Consider the following 21,221-nt stretch of genomic DNA (forward strand, 5'->3'; position numbering starts at 1 on the left):
ACCCGCTGACGACACCGGCCGTGGTTTCATCTGCCCGTCATCCGCTCCGGCAGCATCCGTGGTTTCCGATTTGAGCACCTCCAGTTCCAGCCCCGATCTGGCCGCCGCCTTGCCGGCCGTCATCGCCGAGCCGTTTCTCGATCCGGCGATGTATCACGAGATCTTCCACAACATCGATGCCGGTTTCTGCGTCATCGACATGGTGTTCGAGGGCGAGCAGGCGGTCGATTACGTGATCCGCACGACCAATGGCGCGTTCGAGCGCTATACCGGTCTGTCCGATGCGCTCAATGTGTCCATTCGCGACATGCTCCCCGAGCATGAGCAGGAATGGTTCGACCGTTACGGCCAGGTCGCCCGCACCGGCAACCGCATTCACTTCGAAATGCAGGCCAAGGCGCTGCGCCGCTGGTATTCGGTGGACGCGTTCCGGGTCGGTCAACCGGAGCAGGCGCGGGTCGCGGTGCTGTTCATGGACATTACCGAGCGCAAACGCGTGGAGCGCGAGCTGGCCGAAAGCGAGGCGCGTTTTTCCGCGCTGGCGGACGGCCTGCCGATGCCGGTCTGGGTGCTGGACGCGCAGGGTGTGGTGCGCTTCGTCAATAGTGCGTACGGCGAATTCTTCGGCCTGGATATTTCCAGCGGCACCGTGTCGGCATGGAGCGAATTGCTGCACCCGGACGATCTGCCCGTCTTCCAGTTCGAGCTCTCCGCCGCCCTGGAAGAACAACGCGGCCTGCGTGCGCTGGTGCGTGCGCGCCGCCACGACGGGCAGTGGCGCTGGATCGAAATGACCGCCACACCGCGCTATTCGGCCGATGGGCGTTTCATCGGCCTGGCCGGCAGCAGCCCGGACGTGACCGAGCAGCGCGAAATCGAACTGGCCCGCGAGCAACTGCTGGAATCGGAGCGCAGTGCGCGTAACGAAGCCGAAAGCATGGCGCGGCTGAAGGACGAGTTCCTGGCCACGCTGTCGCATGAGTTGCGCACGCCGCTGACCACCATCCTGGGTTGGAGCGAGTTGTTGTTGCAGCGGGTCGAAGAAGGACATCCCAATTACAAGGGCCTGTCGGTGATTGCCAGCAGCGCACGCGCGCAGAAGCGGCTGATCTCGGACATGCTCGACCTCAGCAGCATGTTGCTGGGCAAGGTGCAGCTGGAAGTCGAATCGCTGGACCTGGCCGAGCAGGTGCGCGAGGCGCTGAGCACGCAGGAACTGGCCGCCGACGGCAAAGATCAGGTCATGGAACTGCATGTGCCGCCGACACCGTGTCTGGTGCTGGGCGATGCCACCCGCTTGCAGCAGGTGTTGTGGAATCTGCTCTCCAACGCCATCAAATTCACCCCGGCGCACGGCCGCATCGATGTCACCATCGAACGCGACGACGGGCACCTGCTGGTCTCTGTGCGTGATTCCGGCGACGGCATCGCGGCCGAGTTCCTGCCGCATCTGTTCGGCCGATTCCGTCAGGCCGATGGCACCACCACACGCCAGCACGGCGGCCTGGGACTGGGTCTGGCGATCGTGCAGCAGCTGGTGGAAATGCACGGTGGGCAGGTCGGCGCCACCAGTGGCGGGCGTGGCAAGGGCGCCACCTTTACGGTGCGTCTGCCCGAGCATATTCCCGATCAGGCCAAGCGCCCGCGCCGCGAGTTGCGTCGGCGCCTGATGTCCGAACAGATCGTCGAAGCGCGTGCGCTCAACGGCCTGCGCTTGCTGGCGGTGGAAGATCAACCGGATATGCTCGATTACCTGCGTCGCCTGCTTGAAGAGCAGGGTGCCGAAGTGGTCACCGCCGGCAGCGCCACCGATGCATTGGCATTGATCGATCACCGCGGCCACGCACGCTTCGACGTGATGTTGACCGACATCGGCATGCCCGGCATGGACGGCTACGGATTGATCCGCACCGTGCGCGATAACCTGGGTCTGGATGCCCATGCACTGCCGGCGGTCGCGGTGACCGCACTGGCCCGCGACGACGATCGCAAGCGCGCGCTGGACTCCGGGTTTCAGGAACACTTGGCCAAGCCGTATAGCGTGGCGCAGCTGGTCACCGCGGTCCGTGCGGCGCGCGAAGCGGTGGAGTGATGCCGGCGCGGCGGCAACGTCGCGCAGCTGAAGGTGTCGCCACAGGCACGGGTCGCTCGGTTTAGGCGTGGACTGCGTGAGATCGCCGCCCATGCATGCGCGGCGCACACATCAGGCAAACACAGGTGCAGCGTTTGCTGCATCGTTCACGCACGATGGCCTAGCGTGATGCGCTCCGCTCAGGGAGACATCGCGATGTCCAAATATGCTCCGCACGTGTATTCCGAACACGTGCAAATCGCCACGCTCGAACATTGGGTCTCATTGCTCAACGGACAGGAGCGTGTGCGGATCGAGCTCGACGACGGCAGCATGCTCAGCGGCACCGTCGCAGTGCGCCCGACCATCCAGACCTATCTCGATGACAACGACAACGAAGGCGTCAACGGGCAGTTGCGGCTGGATCAACTGGATGCCTCGCAGGAGCCGCACTGGATCTGGATGGATCGCATCGTGGCCGTGCACCCGCTGCCACTGGGCGACGATCCACAGGTGATGCCGTGACGCGGACGTGTTGACGATGTATTTACTTCTTCCTGGGCGGTTGCCGGCATGATGGCCGACTGTCGCAACTGTTCAGGATTGGCTCGCAATGCATGCACCCCTGCTCCCGCTCATTCGCTGGCCGCTGTCGTTGCTGGCGGTTGCCGTTCTCGCCGGATGCGGCGACACCGCCACGCTGGCCATCGAACAGGGGACCGGGCCTGACCCGCAATTGCCCGAACCAGTCAAACGCCTGATCCCCACGGTAAAAGTGGCCCCGGTCAAGCGCTGGGCCGCCAACGCCAAACCCATGGCGGCCGACGATCTGCAGGTCAATGCCTTTGCGCGCGATCTCGATCACCCGCGCTGGGTGTACGTGCTGCCCAATGGCGATGTGTTGGTGGCCGAAACCGCCGAACCGCCCAAGCCTGAAGATGCCGAAAGCGGTGGTGGTCTGCGCAAGAAAGTGCAGGGCGCGGTGATGAAGAAAGCCGGCGCGGTGGTGCCCAGCGCCAACCGCATCACCTTGCTGCGCGATGCCGATGGCGACGGCGTGGCGGAGGTGCGCACGCAGTTCATCAGCGGGCTGTTCTCGCCGTTCGGCATGGCGCTGGTCGGCGACCGCTTCTACGTGGCCAATGCCGATGCGCTGGTGAGCTTTCCGTACAAGCCGGGCGACACGCACATCAACGCCAAGCCCACGTTCGTGGCCAATCTGCCTGGCGGGCTCAACCACCATTGGACCAAGTCGCTGCTGGCCAGCGCCGATGGCAGCAAGCTCTACGTGGGCGTCGGGTCCAACAGCAATGTGGCCGAAAACGGCATGGAGGCCGAGCTTAACCGCGCGGCGATCCTGGAGATCGATCCGGCCACCGGCAGCAGCCGCGTGTTCGCCAGCGGGCTGCGCAATCCGGTGGGCACCGCGTGGGAACCGCAGAGCAAATCGCTCTGGGTGGTGGTCAACGAACGCGACGAAATCGGCAGCGATCTGGTCCCGGACTACCTGACCTCGGTGCGCGATGGCGGCTTCTACGGCTGGCCATACAGCTACTACGGTCAGCACGTGGATGAGCGGGTGGAACCGCAAAATGCCGAATTGGTGGCCAAGGCGATCAAACCGGACTACGCGCTGGGCCCGCATACCGCTTCGCTTGGCCTGACCTTCGCCAGCGGCAGTTTGCTGCCGGAGCGTTTCCGCCAGGGCGCCTTTATCGGCCAGCACGGCTCGTGGAATCGCGACCCGCCCAGTGGTTACAAGGTGCTGTTCGTGCCGTTTGTCGATGGCAAGCCTAGCGGGACGCCGATCACCGTGCTGGATGGATTTCTGGACGCCGAAGGCAATGCGCAGGGACGCCCGGTGGGCGTTGCACCCGACAACAGCGGTGCCCTGCTGGTGGCCGATGACGTGGGCAACGTGATCTGGCGTGTGACGCCGAAGGCGCGGTAAGCGAGGGCGTTTCATGGGCGTTGTCCCTTCTCCCGCCGGGAGAAGGTGCCCGAAGGGCGGATGAGGGTACGCGCGCAGCCTCGTTGACATGCCGCATAGCGTGGCTTCGCCCCATACCCTCACCCCAACCCCTCTCCCGAGGGGAGAGGGGCTTTTGTTCCTTCTCCCCTCGGGAGAAGGTGCCCGAGGGGCGGATGAGGGTACGTGCGCAGCCTCGTGAACATGCCGCATAGCGTGGCTTCGCCCCGTACCCTCACCCCAACCCCTCTCCCGAGGGGAGAGGGGCTTTGTTCCTTCTCCCGGCGGGAGAAGGTGCCCGAAGGGCGGATGAGGGTACGTGCACAGCCTCGTAGACTTGCTGCGTACTGGGCTTCGCCCCGCACTCTTATTCCAACACCTTTCCTGCGAAGGGAAGGGGCTTTGGTCTATAGCCGATGTCCTGGGAGGCGCCCAAGCTGCGGACGCGCCAATTCGATCTATGCAGCCGTGTTTGGCGACCAGGAGATTAGTAGTCGCAACAAGGGCGGTCAGAAGAAACCGGGCATTTGCCCGGTTCTTGGTGGCCATGCGGTGCGGGCACCATGGCCATATGCAGCGTAGATACTGTGGCATTCAACGTGGGCACCACATCGTCAATGGAAGCATGACAGCCAGCGCATCCATGCCTGCTGCGCCAAGCCCCTGTGCGCTTATCGACGAGCAGCCGCTAGACAGACTTCAACAAGACGCTGCTAGCCGAACCTTTAGCTGATGCCAGCACATTCCGCACGCAGTTCACTCATCTGCACAAAGAGCCATGCTCAGCGTGGCGCCTCTGGCGATGCACTGAAACGACGTGCGTAGCCGCGCTCTTCGGTGATGCGGATGACGTCGGCGTCGGCCATTTCTGGCGCGCCGTAGACCGCGTAGGCCACGCTGCCATCGTCGCGCTCACCGACCTGATGCAGGCGGTAACGGGGGCGACCGGCGCCGGTGTTTTCGGGGTAATGCATCGGTGGCGGCGTGTCGTCCAGGTCCATTTCGCTGTTGTCGACGACTCCACCTACGAACAGGGCTCGCATCGCGTATCTCCGGTGTGGGCTTGGCTTCCAGCCTAGGCCGGCAGATGTTGCGTGCGCATCAACGGTCCGTATAAACAGCGCAAGGCAATCCGTTCGCAGGTCACGCAATGGACGACCCGCGTCAATGCATGGCAAGCACGGATCGCGTGGCGAGCACGGGCGGCAGGCAGGGCTCCCTTACAATGGCGGCCTGTTCCCGACCTGATGATCCGATGGCTGGCCCGCACGATGCCCCGCTTCAAGCCCTGTTCCTGCCCTTCGCCCAAGGCGCGCTGCCGTGGCCGACAGGCCCTGTGCTGTTTCTGCGTGCGCGCGACGGCTTTCCGCTGCGCGAGCACGCGTCCGCCGATGCGCTGACCTGCGAGCAGAGTTTCCGCCCGTTTGCGCAGGCGCTGGAGGGCAATGGCTGGAGCGTGCGCGAAGAGAGCGAGATCGAGGCCGACAGCACCCGCTACGCGCTGGTGCTGGTGTTGCCGCCGCGGCAGCGCGAAGAAGCGCGCGCGTTGTTTGCGCGCGCGCTGGCGCTGACCGCGCCCGGTGGCCGGGTGGTGGCGTGCCAGTCCAACAACGAGGGCGCGCGCTCGGGCGAGGCCGATCTGCGCCAGCTCGCCGGTCTGGCCGGCAGCCTGACCAAGCACCATTGCCGCACCTACTGGACCGCGCCGCTGCCCGCCGACACCGATGCCGCGCTGCAGGCGCGCTGGGCGGCGCTGGATGCGCCGCGCAAGATTCTGGATGGACGCTTCGTGAGCCGACCGGGTGTGTTCGCCTGGGATCGCATCGATCCTGCGTCGGCGTTGCTGGTCGAGCACCTTCCCGCCACCCTGGCCGGGCACGGTGCCGACCTGGGTGCGGGGTTCGGCTATCTCTCGGCCGAAGTACTGGCCCGCTGCGCCAAGGTCACCGCGCTGGATCTCTACGAGGCCGAAGCGCGTGCACTCGCGCTGGCGCGGCGCAATCTGCAGGACATCGCGCATCCGGCGCAGCTGCAGTACCTCTGGCAGGACGTCACCGCCGGGCTTGCGGCGCAGTACGACTTCATCGTCAGCAACCCGCCATTCCACACGCCCTCGCGCGCCGATCGCCCGGATATTGGCCAGCGTTTCATCGCCGTGGCCGCGCAGGCATTGCGCCCGGGCGGGCAGCTGCTGCTGGTGGCCAACCGGCATCTGCCTTACGAGCAGGTGCTCAACGAAAGCTTCGGCCAGGTACGCGTGGCCGCCGAGCGCGGCGGCTTCAAGTTGATCGCTGCCGTGCGCGGCAAGGCGGCACGCGCATGAAACTGGTCAAACACATCGCCAATCTTGGCTATGGCAGCCGCAAGCAGGTGACCCAGCTGTTTCGCCAGGGCGCCGTGACCGATGTGCAGGGCGAGGTGCTGTATGCCGACGATCAGGTGGAGCACGACGCCATCCGCATCGATGGCGAGCCGTTGGACCCGCCGCCGGGTTTTAGCCTGTTGCTGCACAAGCCCAGCGGTTACACCTGCTCGACCAAGGACACTGGCCGGTTGATCTACGAGTTGCTGCCACCGCGTTTTCGCTCGCGTGCGCCAGTATTGGCACCGGTGGGGCGGCTGGATCGCGAGACCAGCGGCATGCTGCTGATGACCGACGATGGCGCGTTGCTGCATCGGATCATTTCGCCCAAATCCGCACTGGACAAGGTCTACGAGGTCAGCCTGGCCGAAGACCTGCGCGGCGATGAAGCGGCGCTGTTTGCCAGCGGCGAGCTGCTGCTGGAAGGCGAAACCAAGCCATTGCTTCCCGCCGAGCTTGAGGTACTTGGCGCGCGCCAGGCACGGCTGACCTTGCACGAGGGCCGCTATCACCAGGTGCGTCGCATGTTCGCCGCCGCCGGCAATCACGTGGCGGCATTGCATCGCAGCCGCATCGGCGGTTTGTCGCTGGACGCGCTGCCATCGGGCCAATGGCGTGCCTTGGAGGCAAGCGATCTGGAGGTGCTGTTCGGGCGCGGAGCGACTGCATGACGGCGGCCACGCCGCTGCCGTTTCGCCCGCAGGCGGTGATCTTCGATATGGATGGTTTGATGCTCGACAGCGAGCGCGCCATCACTACCTGTCTGGCGCAGGCGGCCGATGCGCAGGGGCTGACAATCGAGCCGACGTTCTGGTTGCAGATGGTCGGTACCGGCGATGTGGCCTGCCGCCGTCTGCTTGGCGAACGCGTCGGTGACGCCGCTGCCGAACGCATGCTGGCGCGCGCCCAACTGCTCTATGACGCCGTCGCAGAGCGTGGTATTCCGCACCGGCCCGGCATCATTGCGCTGCTGGAGTATCTGGCTGCGCTCGGCATGCCACGTGCGGTGGCGACCTCCACCCAACGCCCGCTTGCGTTGCGCAAGCTGAAAGCGGCCGATCTGCTGTGGCGCTTCGATGCGGTGTGCACCGCCAGCGATGTGCAGCATCCCAAGCCGGCGCCGGATATCTACCTGCTGGCAGCGCAGTCGCTGGGCGTGGAGCCTGCACACTGTCTGGTGCTGGAAGACTCGCCGACCGGCGTGCGCGCTGCATTGGCGGCAGGCATGACCCCGATCCAGATCCCGGACCTGCTCGAACCCGATGCGGACGTGCGCGCGTTGGGCCATCGCATCATGCCCTCGCTGGGCGATGCGCAGCGCCTACTGGAAGCGCAACTGTCGGGTTGATCAGCGGGTGTGGATTAGCGTCCGAAAAAGTCTCCGAAAAAGCGTCTGGAACGCAGCGCCCAAATGACAGGCGCAGCAACACGTGCTGGCGATCAGTCCACCACGCACGAGCGATCAGTGCGCAACAACCAAAGCCCAGCTCCCGCCGGTGCGAGAAGGCACGGTTCGCGCGCCACTGGTGCGCGTGCCTTTGAGCACCCGCGTTGCAAACGCGGGCTGGGACGCGGAGCGGGGGTTGGGGTGAGGGTGCGAGCAAATCGACCCACACCACACCACGCATGGACAATGCCCAAAGCGCAGCAGCGGATGCACGACGCGCGTGCTGATCTCCGAGCTTTCGCCTCACCGATCCCAACGTCGATGTCGTGCATGACGAACACCAAAGACCGGCAAGCACGCGCGTCCCCGCGTCGCAGCAGCGCGCTGCAAAGCGCATCACCCAAGCCGTATCAGCAGCACGCCCTCACACGCACTGCATCTTGCGCGACATGCCGCCGTCGACGATGAAGTCCTGCCCGGTGACAAACCCGGATAGTTGCGGCGACAGCAGGTACACCGCCAGCTGCGCGATGTCTTCCGGCGTGCCCACACGTCCGGCCGGATGCTGCGCATGGTCGCGTCGCGACAGTTTGGGCGCACGACGACGCTGCGGTGCACGCCAGGCGTCGGTGCTGATCCACCCCGGACTGATGCTGTTGACGCGCACCTGCGGGCCTTCGCTCAGTGCCAATGCGTGGGTAAACGCGACCAGGCCACCTTTGGCCGCCGCATAGGCTTCGCTATGCGGCTCCGACTGCCAGGCGCGGGTAGAGGCGATGTTGACGATCGCACCACCGCCATCTGCCTGCGCCAGTGCAGGCAAGGCATGTTTGCTGCATAAAAACGCGCCATGCAGGCTTGCCAGGCGCCGGTTCCAGTCATCCCATTCCAGCTGCGGCAACGGCGCAACGTGCGGGTCCGGTACGCCGGCGTTATTGACCAGACCATCGAGTCTGCCGAAGCGCTTGTGCGCCGTGGCGATCAGACGCGCGGCCTGGGTCTCGCGCGCTGCATCGCAACGCACGAACGCACTGCGTTGCGGCAGCGCCCAGTCCTGCAGACAGGCTTTTCCGGCAGCGGCGTCCAGATCGCCGATCACCACGCTGCCGCCGGCACCCAGCACGGCCTGCGCAATGCCGCGTCCAATCCCTTGCGCGCCACCGGTGATCACCACCACGCGGTCCTGCAGCGGTGACGGGTTCCATGCGGAAACAGCGGGAATCAGGGCCATGGCGTGCGCGCATAACGAAAGGGTGCGGCACTGTAGCGCGCGCCATGTCAGTGCTGCAGCAGCACCGGCGACGCCTACGGCAGCGACGCGACCGCGCTTTTCAGGTGCATTTCAACGGACTGCCGCCGCCGCACGGTGCCGGATTCGGCCCCTGCTGCACGCATTGGCGCGCGGCAGGGCGCAGGCTCAGTGTTGGGCGCCGTTCAACACGCGTTCCCAGCCCGCGCGGCCCAGCCGTTCCAACGTCTGAATATTGCGCTCGACAATCACGTCCGGATCCGGGTACGCCGCCACCGCACGCTCCACGCTGTCCTCGCGCAGCAGGTGCAAGGTTGGGAAGGGCGAGCGGTTGGTGAAGTTGGCCACATCGTCCAGCGCGGCGCCTGCAAATTGATAGTCGGGGTGGAAGCTGGCCACCTGCAGGATGCCTTGCAGGTCCAGCGCTTCCACCGCCGCGTCGGCATTGTCGAGGAAGTCGTTGTAATCCAGGAAGTCGGTGAGCACGTCCGGATGCACGATCAGGGTGGTGTCGATCTGCTCGGCCGGCGTGTCGCGCAGCAGGACAAGTTCTTCGGCCAGTTGTTCCAGCAGCGCCTCGGGCGTGCTGGCATCGCTGAGCACCAGCCGCACCTGTTCCTTGACGTACACCGCCTTGGCGAACGGACACAGGTTCAGCCCGATCACCGCGCGTTCGATCCACGTGCGGGTAGCGGTCAACGGATCGGGCGTGGCAGGCGTGGTGGTCATCGTGGCGGCGGCGTGATGGCGCGCCAGTGTATGCGATCGCTGCCGAGGCGGCCGCCCAGGCCGATTCATCGGCGATCACGCAGCCAGCGCAACCGATGCTGCCCGGCGCCATGCTGCCGCGCACGCGCAATCAGCGTGTGTCGCTGTCGTCGCTGCGCGGCGCCTCGCCAACGTGCGCACCGACATGCGCGCGCAAGAACTCCACCGACACCTGGGCGACGTACTCGGCCAGTGGCGTCTTGTGCGGCGACCCGATGGCATGTGCGCCACTGTCGAAGGCGATCGCCTGCTTGAGCGGGGCAGCCGTGCCCAGCGCATCGAACATGGCCAGCATCGCCGGCACCGAGGCAATCTGATCTTCGTCGCTATTGGCCGCGCGGTAATAGCCCAACAGCACCGGGCAGCGCACCTGTGGCCACGGCGGCGCGGCGGCGAGTGCGTCGAACAGACCGCGCAAGCTACGAAAGCCGTCCGGGTGGATGGTGTCCGACCAATACGCCAGTTCTTCAGCGCTGCGCGGGTACGGGTCGGCGATCGGCGCATCGGCGTCGCAAAGCCGATCGAGCAAGCCCGCATTGACCGGCTGGATGCCGGGCGACCATGCCACTACCGTCGCAACCTGCTCGGGATGCTGCGCCGCAAGCCAGAGCGCCAAGGTGCCGCCCATTGATGAGCCGACAATCGCCACACGCTCGCCCATCCGCCGCGCCTGCGCCAGCGCCTCCAGCGCAGAGCGTTGCAGCGCCGCCGTCGTCAGCCCCTGCATCGCATCGGGCGCGCTGCCTCCATGGCGGGGCCAGCGGTGCACGTAGCCGTTGGCACCCAGCGCATCGGCCATCTGTTCGGGCAGCGCGCCGGCCTCGCCCGGGCTTGCAGAAAACCCGTGCAGGAACAGCAGCGCCACGGCGGTGCGTGTCTGGGTAGCGCTGCGCCAATGCCAGCGCGCCGCATTGCCGGGCTTCAACTCAGTGCTGTCGTTGGTGTGCATGGTGGGCCAGCAGTGCGAGCAGTTCGTGGGCGTTGATCGGCTTGGATAGATAACCTGCCACGCCGGCGGCTGCTGCTTCGCGTATTGAATCGGCGCGCGTATCGGCGGTCAATACGATGATTGGCGGCAGCGCGGCAATCGCATCGCGGGCCTGGCCCAATGCATCCCAGCCGGAGGTGCCGGGCATGTGCAGATCGAGAAACACCAGATCCGGCGCGGCCTGGGCAATGCGCTGCACCGCATCGGTGCCATCGACATGGAAGCTCACCCGATGCCCTGCGCGCGTTAGCAGATTGCCGATCACCAGGCGATTGGTGTCCATGTCCTCGAAGACCAGGCAATGCAGCGGTGGTACGGTCTGCGCGTGGTGCGCCAGCGCATCGCGCAGGCCGAGCGTGCGGCTGCTGTCGGCCGCGGCCACGGGTAGCTCGAAGATCCAGCGGAAGATGCTGCCACCGTCGGGGTTGTCGCTCACCGTCAGGCTGCCGTGCATCGCATCGGACACCGACAAGGCGATATACAACCCCAGTCCGACGCCGCCCTCGGCACGGCTGAATCCGGTGCTGAGCTGGGTGAACGGCGTAAAGATGTAGGCCTTCTTGTCGTCGGGCACACCAATGCCGGTGTCGGTGATCGTCGCGGCGATCGACCAGCGCTGCTGTAGCTGCGTGGCTTCGATCAGCAACTCGACCGCGCCACCGGCCGGGGTGAACTTGATCGCATTGATGACCAGGTTGCTGATGACCTGCTCGATGCGGCCCTCGTCGCCCAGCACATGAGGCGTCTCCGGTGCCTCCATGCGCACGCTCAGCGACACGCCCTTGGTGGATGCGGCGGTCGCGCAGACCGCTTTGACGGTGGTCAGCACGTCCAGCATGCTCAGTGGCTTGCTCTGCAGCTGCAGCCGCCCACCGTCGATGCTGGCCACGTCCAGCACTTCATTGACGCGATGGCGCAGCGCGGTCGCATTGACCGTCACCGCCTGCATCAGGTCGCGCTGTTCGGCTGGCATGCCGTCGGTATCGATCAGCTGCGCGCAATTGATGACCGCATTCAACGGCGTGCGCAGCTCATGGTTCATGGTGCTGATGAAGCGGCTTTGCGCATCGCGCGAGGCCAGCGCCTGCAGCGCCACTTCCTGCATCGCAAGCACGATGCGCGCCACCAGCAGCGGCAATACCATGCTGAGCGCCACCGCATACACAAAGTACGCCGGCCGCGACAGCCAGTAGCCGCTGGGTGCGGTCAGTAGCATCAGCACGAAGGTGCTGAGCAGCACCGGCAAGGTGGCGCGTTGCCCATAGCGCGCCACCGCAGCGATGGTGATGAACGGCAGAAACGCGTTCAACGACATCAACAGAATGAAGGCCAGCGTGGTCTGGATGCCGATGAACAACAGGCTCATCGCAAAGCCCATCGCATCCAGCCACTCACCCGGCGGGATGATCCGGCGCCGCACCAGCACCATCCATGCCACCGAGACGAACCACACGGTCACTGCGGTGGGGAAGACGTTGTGCGCATCCTTGACCAGCACCGGCTGTGGGCCGTACAGCCAGCCCAGGCACCACAGTGTCACCATGGTCTGCACGATCACCCGGCCGACGCAGGCGCGGTATTCCAGAAACGACTCGAACAGCCGTACGAGTCTGTCGTTGCGCAACTGCCTGGCCGCCAGAATCAGGCCGGTCGCTGCGTGGTTGGGAGTGCTACGCATGAGGGTCCGCGTCGTCGATGGGAAGGGTGCGCCGGTAGCGCTTGACCAGTAGACCTGCGGCAGTGGCCACGGCGGTGAAACGGTGCGCAAGCGTGTCGCTCAACGCGTCGCGCTCCACCTCGCCGCGCAGTTGGTCGCAGGCCTTGAGCAACTGCTGCGAGCCGGTCAGCGAGATGGTGTTCTTCAACGAATGGATCTGTTCCAGCGCCTGCGCCTGGCTGGTGTCGGCATCGCCAAGCGTGCAGCGCGCAATGGCGTGTTCGATCTCCACCGCAAAGGCGTCGGCAAAGGCCGCTGCAGCCACCGGATCGAGGCCGGCGATGGTGTGCAGCGTCGAGCCGCTTTCGATCTGCGGTTGCGCATGGATCTTGGTCGCCTGCACACCACCTTCGGCAGACGCGTTCGCCTGCCGGGCGTGCAGGCGATGCAACAGGCGGGTGAGCAGCGAGCGCATCGGGGCCGCTAGCCCCGCAGCCCGTTGCGGCGATGGTGATCCACGCAGGGATGCCGCAGGCCTCGGTTGCCCCACTGCGCAGCACCTGCAGATGTCTGCAGGTGCGCGTCGGTCACCGCACTCACCGGCATCGTTCAACCACGCTCAGTCGCGAAAGTTGTCGAACTGCAGCGGCTGCTCGAAATCGGCCTTTTTCAGCAGCGCCATCGCGTCCTGCAAATCGTCGCGCTTCTTGCCGGTGACGCGCAGCTTGTCGCCGTTGATCTGCGCTTCGACCTTGAGCTTGGCTTCCTTGAGCTTGGCCACCAGCTGCTTGGCCTGCTTCTGCTCGAGGCCCTGCTTGACGGTGACCTTCTGCCGCGCGCCGGCCAGATTGGTTTCCACATCACCAAAGTCCAGGCAGCGCACATCGATGCTGCGCGCCAACAGCCGCGCCCGCAGGATGTCGGTCATCTGCTTGAGCTGGAAGTCGCTGGGGGCGGACTGGTTGATGACCTTGCCGTCTTCCAGTTCGAACTTGGCTTCCACGCCCTTGAAGTCGAAACGCGTGTCCAGTTCACGGTTGGCCTGGTCTATCGCATTGGTCAGTTCGTGCTTGTCGACTTCGGACACCACGTCGAAGGAAGGCATGCAAAGCTCCTGTTGGCTGAAAACAGCCGCCATTCTAGGCCATCGTGCCGCGATGGCCGTCATCGACGCATGGCGGTCGGCGCGCTGCGACGGCGATAATGCGCCCATGCCCAGCACCCGTTCTCCGCTCCCCGCCATCGCCTGGATGGTCGCCGCCGTGGCCTGCTTCTCGCTGATGGATGCGGCGATGAAGCTGCTGGCTGCGCAGTACCCGCCATTGCAGGTGACGCTGTTGCGCGGTGCCGCGTCGCTGCCGTTCGTGCTGGTGTGGGTGTTCGCCACTGCCGGGCCGCGTGCCATCGTGCCGGTGCGCTGGGGCCTGCATCTGCTGCGCGGGGCCTTGGGCATGGTGATGATCGGCTGTTTCGTCTACGGCCTGAAGCGCATGCCGCTGTCCACCGCTTACACCCTCTACTTTGTGGCGCCGTTGCTGGTGGCCGCCTTGTCGGTGCCGCTGCTGGGCGAGCACGTGGGGCCGCGGCGCTGGACGGCGATCGGTATCGGCCTGGTCGGGGTCATCGTGGTGCTGCGCCCGGGCGTGGGCGGCTTGGTCTCGCTGCCTGGCCTGATGGTGCTGCTGGCGGCCACTGCCTACGCCATCGCCGCGGTCACGGTAAGCCTGCTGACCCGCACCGATACGCCGCAGGCCATGGTGGTGTGGTTTTTGCTGTTCATGGCGATCGGCGCCGGGGTGCTGGCCATCCCCGACTGGGTGCCGCTGCGGGCCAGCCACGGCTGGCTGATCGCCGGCATGGGCCTGGCCGGCGCGCTGGGGCAGATTGCGCTAACCCAGGCGTTCCTGCGCGGCGAGGCCTCGATGATCGCGCCGCTGGAATACACCGGCCTGGTCTGGGTGATCGGCTGGGACTGGCTGCTGTGGCAGACCTTGCCCGACGGCTGGACCTGGACCGGCGCCGGCATCATCGTCGCCAGCGGGCTGTATCTGCTGCGCCGGGAGCGGATACGGCAGACCGATCGCCCGTTGCCGCTTGAGCGGCCGTGATTGGGGATTGGGGAGTCGGGATTCGGGATTCGCAATTCACAAGGGCAAGAGCGCTGCGCTGTTACGCCTCCCCAATCCCGAACCATAGAACCGAATGGAATGACGGCCGTAAACATTGACTGGTAGGCTTCACGACCCCCCAATCGGCCACCCGCGGTGATCCAGTTTCAGGGCCTGCACAAGTCTTACTCCGTCGACGGTCGCCAGATCGTGGCGTTGCACCCGCTCGATCTGCGGATCGGCCCCGGCGAGGTGTTCGGCATCATCGGCCATTCCGGTGCCGGCAAATCCACGCTGATCCGGCTGATCAACCGGCTGGAAGAGCCTAGCGGTGGGCGATTGCTGATCGGCGAGGAAGACGTCACCGCGCTGGATAGCCAGGGCCTGCGTGGCTTGCGCCGGCGCATCGGCATGATCTTCCAGCACTTCAATCTGCTGTCCTCGCGCACCGTGGCCGGCAATGTCGCCTTTCCGCTGGAACTGGCCGGCACTGCGCGCGCCGAGATCGATGCGCGGGTGGCCGAGCTGCTGGCGCGGGTCGGCCTGCAGGAGCACGCCAACAAGTATCCGGCGCAGCTGTCCGGCGGCCAGAAGCAGCGCGTGGGCATTGCGCGTGCGCTGGCCACCCGCCCGCAGATCCTGCTGTGCGACGAGGCCACAAGTGCGCTGGACCCGCAGACCACCGCCTCGGTGCTGCAGCTGCTGGCGCAGATCAACCGCGAGCTTGGCCTGACCATCGTGCTGATCACCCACGAGATGGACGTGATCCGCCGCGTCTGCGACCGCGTGGCAGTGCTGGACGCCGGCAAATTGGTGGAAACCGGCCCGGTCACCGAAGTCTTCCTGCATCCCAAACATGCCACTACGCGGCGCTTCGTGTCCGAAGCCGAGCACGTGGACGAGGCCGAGCTGCACCGCGATTTCGCCGCCGTCGGCGGACGTGTGGTGCGGCTGACCTTCCTGGGTAACGGCACCTATGAGCCGGTGCTGGGCCGCATCGCCCGCGAGACCGGGGTGGACTACAACATCCTGTCCGGGCGCGTGGACCGCATCAAGGACACGCCGTATGGCCAGCTCATCGTCGCCCTGACCGGTGGCGATCAGAATGCAGCGCGCGCCGGCTTCGTCGCCGCCGGCGTGCACGTAGAGGACCTGCGCGTATGAACCTGCTGCCGATCGCCGCCGCTGGCGGCTTTTTCCGCAATCTCGATGCCGCCAAGTGGGGCGACATCGGGCAGGCGACCCTGGACACCTTGCTGATGCTGGCCGGCGCGCTGCCGCTGACCTTGCTGATCGGCCTGCCGCTGGGGGTTGCGCTGTTCCTGTGCGGCGCCCCGCAGCTGCGCCGTCGCCCGGTGCTGTACGGCGCGCTGGCGCTGGTGATCAACCTGCTGCGCTCGGTGCCCTTCATCATCCTGATGATTGCGATGATTCCGCTCACCCTGGCATTGATGGGCACCTCGCTCGGCGTGCGCGGCGCGATCCTGCCGCTGGTGGTGGGCGCCGCGCCGTTCTATGCGCGCCTGGTGGAAACCGCATTACGCGAGGTGGACCGCGGCATTATCGAAGCCAGCCAGGCGATGGGCGCCACCACCCGCCAGCTGGTGCTGTGGGTGCTGTTGCCCGAAGCGCGCCCTGGCCTGATCGCCGGCGCCACCGTCACCACCATCGCGTTGATCGGCTTCACCGCCATGGGCGGGGCGATCGGTTCCGGCGGCCTGGGCGATGTGGCCTACCGCGAGGGCTATATGCGCTCGCATGCGGACGTCGCGCTGATCACCGTCATCGCCTTGCTGGTGCTGGTGCAACTGCTGCAGATGCTGGGCGACCGTTTGGTGGCGCGCTACAGCCGCCGCTGAGCCATCTGCCTCGCGGTAGATGCGACGCTGCATGCCGCTGCGGCGTCTATCGCTGCTGCGGGCTGCAGGCGGATGCGCTGGCATCGCCCCGGTGGGTGTCTTGCAGGCACAGCCCGTGCGGGCCGCCGCATCGCCGCTGCACCTGCGGTCTGCTAGGTTTAACGCCTGCGGCCCGTCCGCATTCCTCCTCCCACGGACCCTTTCATGAGCACATTTGCGTTTCGTTCCCTTCTTGCTGCGGCCACGCTGGCATTGGCGTCCTGCAGCGGCAATGGCGGCAGCGGTGGCGACACCCTCACCGTGGCCGCCACCGCCGTGCCGCACGCCGAAATCCTGGAAGTGGTCGAACCGCTGCTGGCCAAGCAGGGCGTGAAGCTGGACGTGCGCGTGTTCAACGACTACGTACAGCCCAACGACCAGGTCGTGCAGAAGCAGATCGACGTCAATTATTTCCAGACCGAGCCCTATCTGGACGCGTACAACCGCGACCGCAAGAGCCAGCTGGTGACCGTGGTCGGCGTGCATATCGAGCCGTTCGGTGCCTACTCGCGCCGCTTCAAGGCGCTGGCCGATCTGCCAAGCGGCGCCGACGTGGTGATCCCCAACGACCCGAGCAACAACAGCCGCGCGCTGATCCTGCTCGACAAGGCCGGGGTGATCAAACTCAAGGATCCGAGCAACGCGCTGTCTACCCAGCGCGACATCGTCGACAACCCCAAGCAGCTGAAATTCCGCGAGCTCGATTCGGCGATGTTGCCGCGTGTGCTGGATCAGGTCGATCTGGCGCTGATCAACACCAACTACGCACTCGACGCCGGGCTCAACCCCACCCGCGACGCGCTGGCGATCGAAAGCAAGGAGTCGCCGTACGTGAACTTCCTGGTGGCGCGCGCAGACAACAAGGACGACCCGCGCGTGCAGAAGCTGGCCAAGGCATTGACCAGCCCGGAAGTGAAGGCCTTTATCGAACAGAAGTACAAAGGCGCGGTACTGCCGGCGTTCTGAGGGCGATAACGACACGGCCGCGTGCACCAGTTGGTGCGCGTGGCTGATGGCCCGGTCGGGCATGCAGCATGCGCAGAGCCCAAGTCTGAGCTGCACGCTCTGATCGCCCCGTCCATCCGTGCCCGACGGCTTGCAACAACGCTGTCATCGCGGTTTGAAAGAGCGCAACGACAACGTGCGAGCCTCCAAACGGAGCTCGGCACCGTGGCGACGGTTGTCGCCCATCCTTGAGCCATTCGTGCGTGCGCGCTGCCGATACGGGGCGCGGAATGCGTATTCCCTGCAACCGCACCCACTCCGCAGCGATGCCCTCGGCACCGCATGCGATGCTGCCTTGGCGGTTTGACGGAGCTCAACGACAACGCGCGAGCCTCAAAACGGAGCTCGGCACTGTGGCGACGGTTGTCGCTCATCCTTGAGCCATTCGTGCGCGCGTGCTGCCGATGCGGGGCGCGGACTGCGCATTCCCTGCAACCGCACCCACTCCGCAGCGATGCCCTCGGTACCGCATGCGATGCTGCCGAGATGGGGCGTCTGACGCTTGCGAATCCATGCAGTGCGATGCGGGCGCAGACCGCCCACCCAGCCACTCATTACGCCGCGCGCTGCCAAGTAGAAGCGCGCAAGCGTACGCGGCCGATTGCGCGTGCAGCGCCGAACACGCGCGCCTGACGCAGGCGTAGTAGCGTGGTCGGCCATCTTCTTCGGCCATTGACGCGATGCCCCTGCTTCTTGCCATCCCGCTGGCCGTGATCATCGCCCTGGCGGTGTTCGCGGTGCTGTTTCCGTTATCGCTGCTGCAACGTTTTCGTGTCGGTACTGCGCGGCGTCAGGCGCGTGGCTGGTTGTTGATGATCAACCTGGCCTCAGCGGCGCTTTCCAGCGTGTTGTTCGTCATTTTTACCGCGATCGCTGCGGCATTCTGGCCGGGTTCCATCCGTCATGCCGCCTTCGGTTGGGCCTGCGGGCTGGCGCTGGGTGTGCTGGCCTTGCGCCTGACCCGCTTCGAGCGCACCGGCCAAGGGTTGTTCTATCGACCCAATCTCTGGCTGGTGCTGGCATTGACGGCGCTGGTGGTGGTGCGGGTGATCGCCGGCATGGTGCAGGGCTGGCGCAGTGCCTGGCAGGGCGTGGCGTGGCCGGTCGATGGCTGGCTCAGCCACGCCAGCCTGTTGGGCGCCGCCGGCGTACTGCTTGGCTATGCACTGGCTTACGCCACCTTGCTGTGGTGGCGTTGGCGCGCCGCGCGGTTGCGTGGCAGCGTCTACTGGCGTTGAAGTGCGACGCGCACGCCAGCCAGCAATGCCGAATGCGTCGATCCAGGCTGGCGCACGTGGATGTTGGACATAAAAAAACGGGCCTTGCGGCCCGTTTTTTCGACTCAGACGTTACGTGTCGCGACGTGCTTAGAAGCGCGCGCCGACACCGAAGCCAACGGTCCACGGATCCAGTTCCAGCTCGCTGCCGGTGCCCTGGCCGCCGACACGCAGTTCCGGACGCGAACGCATGTAGCGGGCGTCGGCACGTGCGAACCATGTGGAGTTGATGTTCATGTCAACACCGACGGTGCCGATCACGCCCTTGGCAGTATCCAGGCCAACGTGCTGACCGGTGGTCGACGCCGCATCGATCTTCTCGTTGCTGAAATTCGACTCGTAGTAGCCCACGCCCACGAACGGACGGAACACGTTGTCGGCCTGGCCGAAGTGGTACTGGCCGCTGATGGCGATCGGCTGCTGCTCGACGGTGCCCACCTTGCCCACGCCATCGGCGTTGACGCGGTGATTGAACTTGTCGGCAGCGCCCCACACTTCAACAGCCCAGTTGTCGTTGATGTAGTAGCTGGCGCTCAGCGTCGGTGCCGGGCCGCCATCGACGTCCAGGCCCGGAGCCGGATCGTTCTTCGGCTTGATCAAGGCGACGCCGCCGACCACTGCCCAATGCTTGCCGGACGCGCTCTCAGCGCTGGTGGAAGTCGAGGAGGTATCGCCGGTGTAGGTGGTGTCCTGCGCGAACGCGGACGGTGCAATCGCAAGTGCGGATACAGCAGCCAGGCTCAGGATGGAAATGGCACGCATTGGGGGTCTCCTCGCATAATTTTTGTTAGGCCCGTGGAGTGGGCCGCGCCAAAGCTATTCCTGAAAATCTGAATCCACGCCCACCTGCGACTCGCTAAAATTTCGTTTGTTCAGGAACTTTCCCAAGAAGGCCGTGGTTGCGACATGCAAGCTGAAAAAGACATTCACGCAGATGCGATTGCCGTGACGAAAAACGCCGTGCGTGACGGCTTGCCAGCGCACATTCCTAACGATTGCCGTGTCTTGGTACTCGGCTCGATGCCAGGTATCGCCTCGTTGGAGGCAGGCCGCTATTACGCGCATCCACGCAATCGGTTCTGGCCAGTGATGCATGCCCTCTTGGGTATTGATGCTGCCGCCACATATGCCGCACGCATGCAGGCGTTGAACGCACAGGGTGTCGGGTTATGGGATGTGATCGGCCAATGCGCGCGTCGCGGCAGCCTGGACGCTGCGATCGTCGCAGACAGTGTCGTGGTCAATCCGCTACCTGCTTTGCTGGCAGGTTTGCCGCAGCTGCGCATGGTGGCCTGCAATGGCGCCGCGGCGGCGCAGGCCTGGCATCGCCATGTACAGCCGCTGTTGTCGCAGGACGCGTGCAACGTACCGCTGCTGGCCTTGCCGTCCACCAGTCCGGCCAACGCCGCCTGGTCGTTGCCGCGTTTGTGCGCCGCATGGCAACCGGTGCGCGATGTGCTGGACTGATGCGGCCCTGGCCCACGTCAATGAATCGCCGACGATGATGCGTGTCTGCGCAATGCGCGCCCGTCAGCGCGTGCGCATGCAACCAGCACGTCGCCAGCTGCCGCCATAAGTCATGCCAGCGTCCGGCACAGGCAGCCCGCAGCGCGTGGCCGCACAGTGCAGGCAGCACAGGAAGGAGCACCGCGATGACGATCAGACATGCAGTCACGATGGCGGCAACGCTCGCACTGGGCATGCTCACTGCCGCAGATGTGGCGCTTGCCGACGAGATGCAGTGCGATGTCAGCAGCGATTACGACCTCACGCTCAATCCGCGCAGCCTCATCCTGATTCGTAACGCCGGGACGCCGCAGCGCCTGGTGATGCGCCAGGGCGCGTTGTTCGTCGACGATCGCTGGGTGACGCTGAGTGCAGACGACCGTACCCGCCTGATCCAGTTCGAGCGGCAGACCCGTGAGGTGGTGCCGCTGGCGCAGGAGGTCGGGCGTGAGGCCGCCGACATCGCGGTCACCGCGCTCGGCGAAGTGGCGGCCGGGTTCAGCCGCAGTCCCGAGGCGACCCGCGCGCAGCTGGCCAGCGTGCGCGAAAAGATCGATCTGCGCTTGAAGCAGAGCTTCAGCAAAAGCCAGCTCACGCCCGTGAATATCGACGACGACATCGGCGCGCTGGTCGCCGAGGTATTGCCGCAGTTGATCGGCGATGTGATCGCCGGTGCGGTGCAATCCGGGCTCACCGGCAACGATATGCAGCTGCGTTCGCTCGATGGGCTGGAAGCGCGCATCGAGCGTCTGGTCGAGCCGCAGGCGCGTGCATTGCGCCCGCGTGCGCAGCGCTTGTGTGACCGCGTCGAAGCGCTGGATGGGCTGGACAATGCGCTGGCGTATCGTTTGCCTTCGGGCGCGCCACTGCAACTGTTGCAGGTGGATCGACGCGCCTCGAAATAAGCATGCACCTGCGTGCGCGGACGCTGCATCCTGCGGGCTGTGCGATTTTTTCGACGCCAATGGTTGGCGCT

21 protein-coding genes are annotated in these 21,221 nt (G+C 65.6%); 13 read left to right on the forward strand and 8 right to left on the reverse strand.

Annotation, left to right across the window (positions count from 1 at the left end):
* Positions 1-58 precede the first annotated feature (58 nt).
* From RQH86_RS10510 to RQH86_RS10520, 3 genes are all read left to right on the forward strand, one after another.
* Positions 59-2,092 carry an ATP-binding protein gene (locus tag RQH86_RS10510; protein ID WP_055847933.1) on the forward strand — a complete coding sequence of 678 codons (2,034 nt, stop codon included), beginning with the start codon at positions 59-61 and terminating at the stop codon, positions 2,090-2,092.
* 195 nt (positions 2,093-2,287) lie between these two features.
* Positions 2,288-2,596: a DUF3247 family protein gene (locus RQH86_RS10515; RefSeq protein ID WP_115562951.1), complete on the forward strand. Its 309-nt coding sequence runs from the start codon at positions 2,288-2,290 to the stop codon at positions 2,594-2,596.
* An 88-nt stretch (positions 2,597-2,684) separates the two neighbouring features.
* Positions 2,685-4,022, forward strand: a complete 1,338-nt coding sequence (locus tag RQH86_RS10520; protein WP_311238826.1) for a sorbosone dehydrogenase family protein — start codon at positions 2,685-2,687, stop codon at positions 4,020-4,022.
* 800 nt (positions 4,023-4,822) lie between these two features.
* Here the strand turns inward: RQH86_RS10520 and RQH86_RS10525 are convergent.
* Entirely contained in the window at positions 4,823-5,083 is a 261-nt protein-coding gene (locus tag RQH86_RS10525; protein ID WP_115513966.1) for a hypothetical protein, read from the reverse strand.
* A gap of 212 nt (positions 5,084-5,295) precedes the next feature.
* Here RQH86_RS10525 and RQH86_RS10530 point away from each other — a divergent pair, with 212 nt between their 5' ends.
* Genes RQH86_RS10530 through RQH86_RS10540 form a run of 3 tightly spaced genes read left to right on the forward strand, consistent with a single transcriptional unit; the run spans position 5,296 to position 7,750 of the window.
* Positions 5,296-6,363: a class I SAM-dependent methyltransferase gene (locus RQH86_RS10530; protein WP_311238825.1), complete on the forward strand. Its 1,068-nt coding sequence runs from the start codon at positions 5,296-5,298 to the stop codon at positions 6,361-6,363.
* Complete coding sequence (locus tag RQH86_RS10535) at positions 6,360-7,073, forward strand: pseudouridine synthase (protein ID WP_104615048.1); 714 nt, start codon at positions 6,360-6,362, stop codon at positions 7,071-7,073. The genes RQH86_RS10530 and RQH86_RS10535 overlap by 4 nt, the downstream gene beginning before the upstream one ends.
* Positions 7,070-7,750: an HAD family phosphatase gene (locus tag RQH86_RS10540; RefSeq protein ID WP_055847945.1), complete on the forward strand. Its 681-nt coding sequence runs from the start codon at positions 7,070-7,072 to the stop codon at positions 7,748-7,750. The genes RQH86_RS10535 and RQH86_RS10540 overlap by 4 nt, the downstream gene beginning before the upstream one ends.
* A gap of 463 nt (positions 7,751-8,213) precedes the next feature.
* On the opposite strand, the gene RQH86_RS10545 is transcribed toward RQH86_RS10540, so the two are convergent.
* The 6 genes from RQH86_RS10545 to RQH86_RS10570 all read right to left on the reverse strand — a co-directional run bounded on the left by RQH86_RS10545 (position 8,214) and on the right by RQH86_RS10570 (position 13,556).
* On the reverse strand, positions 8,214-9,020 hold the full coding sequence (locus RQH86_RS10545; RefSeq protein WP_311238824.1) for an SDR family oxidoreductase: 807 nt from the start codon (positions 9,018-9,020) through the stop codon (positions 8,214-8,216).
* Positions 9,021-9,206: 186 nt separating this feature from the next.
* Positions 9,207-9,767 (reverse strand): DUF1415 domain-containing protein, encoded by a 561-nt coding sequence (locus tag RQH86_RS10550; protein ID WP_055847951.1) that lies wholly within the window; start codon positions 9,765-9,767, stop codon positions 9,207-9,209.
* Between the two features lie 130 nt (positions 9,768-9,897).
* The gene (locus tag RQH86_RS10555; protein ID WP_311238823.1) at positions 9,898-10,755 is read right to left on the reverse strand and encodes an alpha/beta fold hydrolase; all 858 of its coding nucleotides are present in this window, start codon (positions 10,753-10,755) and stop codon (positions 9,898-9,900) included.
* A complete protein-coding gene (locus RQH86_RS10560) occupies positions 10,733-12,472 on the reverse strand; it encodes an ATP-binding protein (RefSeq protein WP_311238822.1) in 1,740 nt (579 codons plus the stop codon). Before RQH86_RS10560 ends, RQH86_RS10555 begins: the two co-directional genes overlap by 23 nt.
* A complete protein-coding gene (locus RQH86_RS10565; RefSeq protein WP_311238821.1) occupies positions 12,465-12,926 on the reverse strand; it encodes a hypothetical protein in 462 nt (153 codons plus the stop codon). Before RQH86_RS10565 ends, RQH86_RS10560 begins: the two co-directional genes overlap by 8 nt.
* A gap of 144 nt (positions 12,927-13,070) precedes the next feature.
* Positions 13,071-13,556 (reverse strand): YajQ family cyclic di-GMP-binding protein, encoded by a 486-nt coding sequence (locus RQH86_RS10570; protein WP_311238820.1) that lies wholly within the window; start codon positions 13,554-13,556, stop codon positions 13,071-13,073.
* 106 nt (positions 13,557-13,662) lie between these two features.
* On the opposite strand from RQH86_RS10570, the gene RQH86_RS10575 reads away from it, so the two are divergent.
* The 5 genes from RQH86_RS10575 (at position 13,663) to RQH86_RS10595 (ending at position 18,700) form a co-directional block, all read left to right on the forward strand.
* Positions 13,663-14,559 (forward strand): DMT family transporter, encoded by an 897-nt coding sequence (locus RQH86_RS10575; protein ID WP_311238819.1) that lies wholly within the window; start codon positions 13,663-13,665, stop codon positions 14,557-14,559.
* Between the two features lie 156 nt (positions 14,560-14,715).
* Positions 14,716-15,723, forward strand: coding sequence for a methionine ABC transporter ATP-binding protein (locus RQH86_RS10580; RefSeq protein ID WP_055847963.1), 1,008 nt, complete (start codon positions 14,716-14,718; stop codon positions 15,721-15,723).
* 2 nt (positions 15,724-15,725) lie between these two features.
* Entirely contained in the window at positions 15,726-16,418 is a 693-nt protein-coding gene (locus tag RQH86_RS10585; RefSeq protein WP_193552510.1) for a methionine ABC transporter permease, read from the forward strand.
* A 204-nt stretch (positions 16,419-16,622) separates the two neighbouring features.
* Positions 16,623-17,423 (forward strand): MetQ/NlpA family ABC transporter substrate-binding protein, encoded by an 801-nt coding sequence (locus tag RQH86_RS10590; protein ID WP_311238818.1) that lies wholly within the window; start codon positions 16,623-16,625, stop codon positions 17,421-17,423.
* A gap of 719 nt (positions 17,424-18,142) precedes the next feature.
* Complete coding sequence (locus RQH86_RS10595) at positions 18,143-18,700, forward strand: DUF1453 domain-containing protein (protein WP_311238817.1); 558 nt, start codon at positions 18,143-18,145, stop codon at positions 18,698-18,700.
* 129 nt (positions 18,701-18,829) lie between these two features.
* Here the strand turns inward: RQH86_RS10595 and RQH86_RS10600 are convergent, their stop codons facing one another.
* The gene (locus tag RQH86_RS10600) at positions 18,830-19,501 is read right to left on the reverse strand and encodes an OmpW family outer membrane protein (protein ID WP_055847974.1); all 672 of its coding nucleotides are present in this window, start codon (positions 19,499-19,501) and stop codon (positions 18,830-18,832) included.
* A gap of 144 nt (positions 19,502-19,645) precedes the next feature.
* Here RQH86_RS10600 and RQH86_RS10605 point away from each other — a divergent pair, with 144 nt between their 5' ends.
* Complete coding sequence (locus RQH86_RS10605; protein ID WP_311238816.1) at positions 19,646-20,206, forward strand: DNA-deoxyinosine glycosylase; 561 nt, start codon at positions 19,646-19,648, stop codon at positions 20,204-20,206.
* Between the two features lie 185 nt (positions 20,207-20,391).
* Complete coding sequence (locus tag RQH86_RS10610) at positions 20,392-21,150, forward strand: DUF2884 family protein (protein ID WP_311238815.1); 759 nt, start codon at positions 20,392-20,394, stop codon at positions 21,148-21,150.
* Positions 21,151-21,221: the final 71 nt, after the last annotated feature.

The organism is Xanthomonas sp. WCS2018Noco2-27, from assembly GCF_031843525.1.
Taxonomy (GTDB): Bacteria; Pseudomonadota; Gammaproteobacteria; order Xanthomonadales; family Xanthomonadaceae; genus Xanthomonas.

Coding starts and splice junctions, on each gene's coding strand:
- RQH86_RS10530 (WP_311238825.1), top strand. CDS start 5,296: ATGGCTGGCCCGCACGATGCCCCGCTTCAAGCCCTGTTCCTGCCCTTC.
- RQH86_RS10590 (WP_311238818.1), top strand. CDS start 16,623: ATGAGCACATTTGCGTTTCGTTCCCTTCTTGCTGCGGCCACGCTGGCA.
- RQH86_RS10545 (WP_311238824.1), bottom strand. CDS start 9,020: ATGGCCCTGATTCCCGCTGTTTCCGCATGGAACCCGTCACCGCTGCAG.
- RQH86_RS10570 (WP_311238820.1), bottom strand. CDS start 13,556: ATGCCTTCCTTCGACGTGGTGTCCGAAGTCGACAAGCACGAACTGACC.
- RQH86_RS10605 (WP_311238816.1), top strand. CDS start 19,646: ATGCAAGCTGAAAAAGACATTCACGCAGATGCGATTGCCGTGACGAAA.
- RQH86_RS10595 (WP_311238817.1), top strand. CDS start 18,143: ATGCCCCTGCTTCTTGCCATCCCGCTGGCCGTGATCATCGCCCTGGCG.
- RQH86_RS10525 (WP_115513966.1), bottom strand. CDS start 5,083: ATGCGAGCCCTGTTCGTAGGTGGAGTCGTCGACAACAGCGAAATGGAC.
- RQH86_RS10515 (WP_115562951.1), top strand. CDS start 2,288: ATGTCCAAATATGCTCCGCACGTGTATTCCGAACACGTGCAAATCGCC.
- RQH86_RS10565 (WP_311238821.1), bottom strand. CDS start 12,926: ATGCGCTCGCTGCTCACCCGCCTGTTGCATCGCCTGCACGCCCGGCAG.
- RQH86_RS10560 (WP_311238822.1), bottom strand. CDS start 12,472: ATGCGTAGCACTCCCAACCACGCAGCGACCGGCCTGATTCTGGCGGCC.
- RQH86_RS10550 (WP_055847951.1), bottom strand. CDS start 9,767: ATGACCACCACGCCTGCCACGCCCGATCCGTTGACCGCTACCCGCACG.
- RQH86_RS10540 (WP_055847945.1), top strand. CDS start 7,070: ATGACGGCGGCCACGCCGCTGCCGTTTCGCCCGCAGGCGGTGATCTTC.
- RQH86_RS10520 (WP_311238826.1), top strand. CDS start 2,685: ATGCATGCACCCCTGCTCCCGCTCATTCGCTGGCCGCTGTCGTTGCTG.
- RQH86_RS10600 (WP_055847974.1), bottom strand. CDS start 19,501: ATGCGTGCCATTTCCATCCTGAGCCTGGCTGCTGTATCCGCACTTGCG.
- RQH86_RS10535 (WP_104615048.1), top strand. CDS start 6,360: ATGAAACTGGTCAAACACATCGCCAATCTTGGCTATGGCAGCCGCAAG.
- RQH86_RS10575 (WP_311238819.1), top strand. CDS start 13,663: ATGCCCAGCACCCGTTCTCCGCTCCCCGCCATCGCCTGGATGGTCGCC.
- RQH86_RS10610 (WP_311238815.1), top strand. CDS start 20,392: ATGACGATCAGACATGCAGTCACGATGGCGGCAACGCTCGCACTGGGC.
- RQH86_RS10555 (WP_311238823.1), bottom strand. CDS start 10,755: ATGCACACCAACGACAGCACTGAGTTGAAGCCCGGCAATGCGGCGCGC.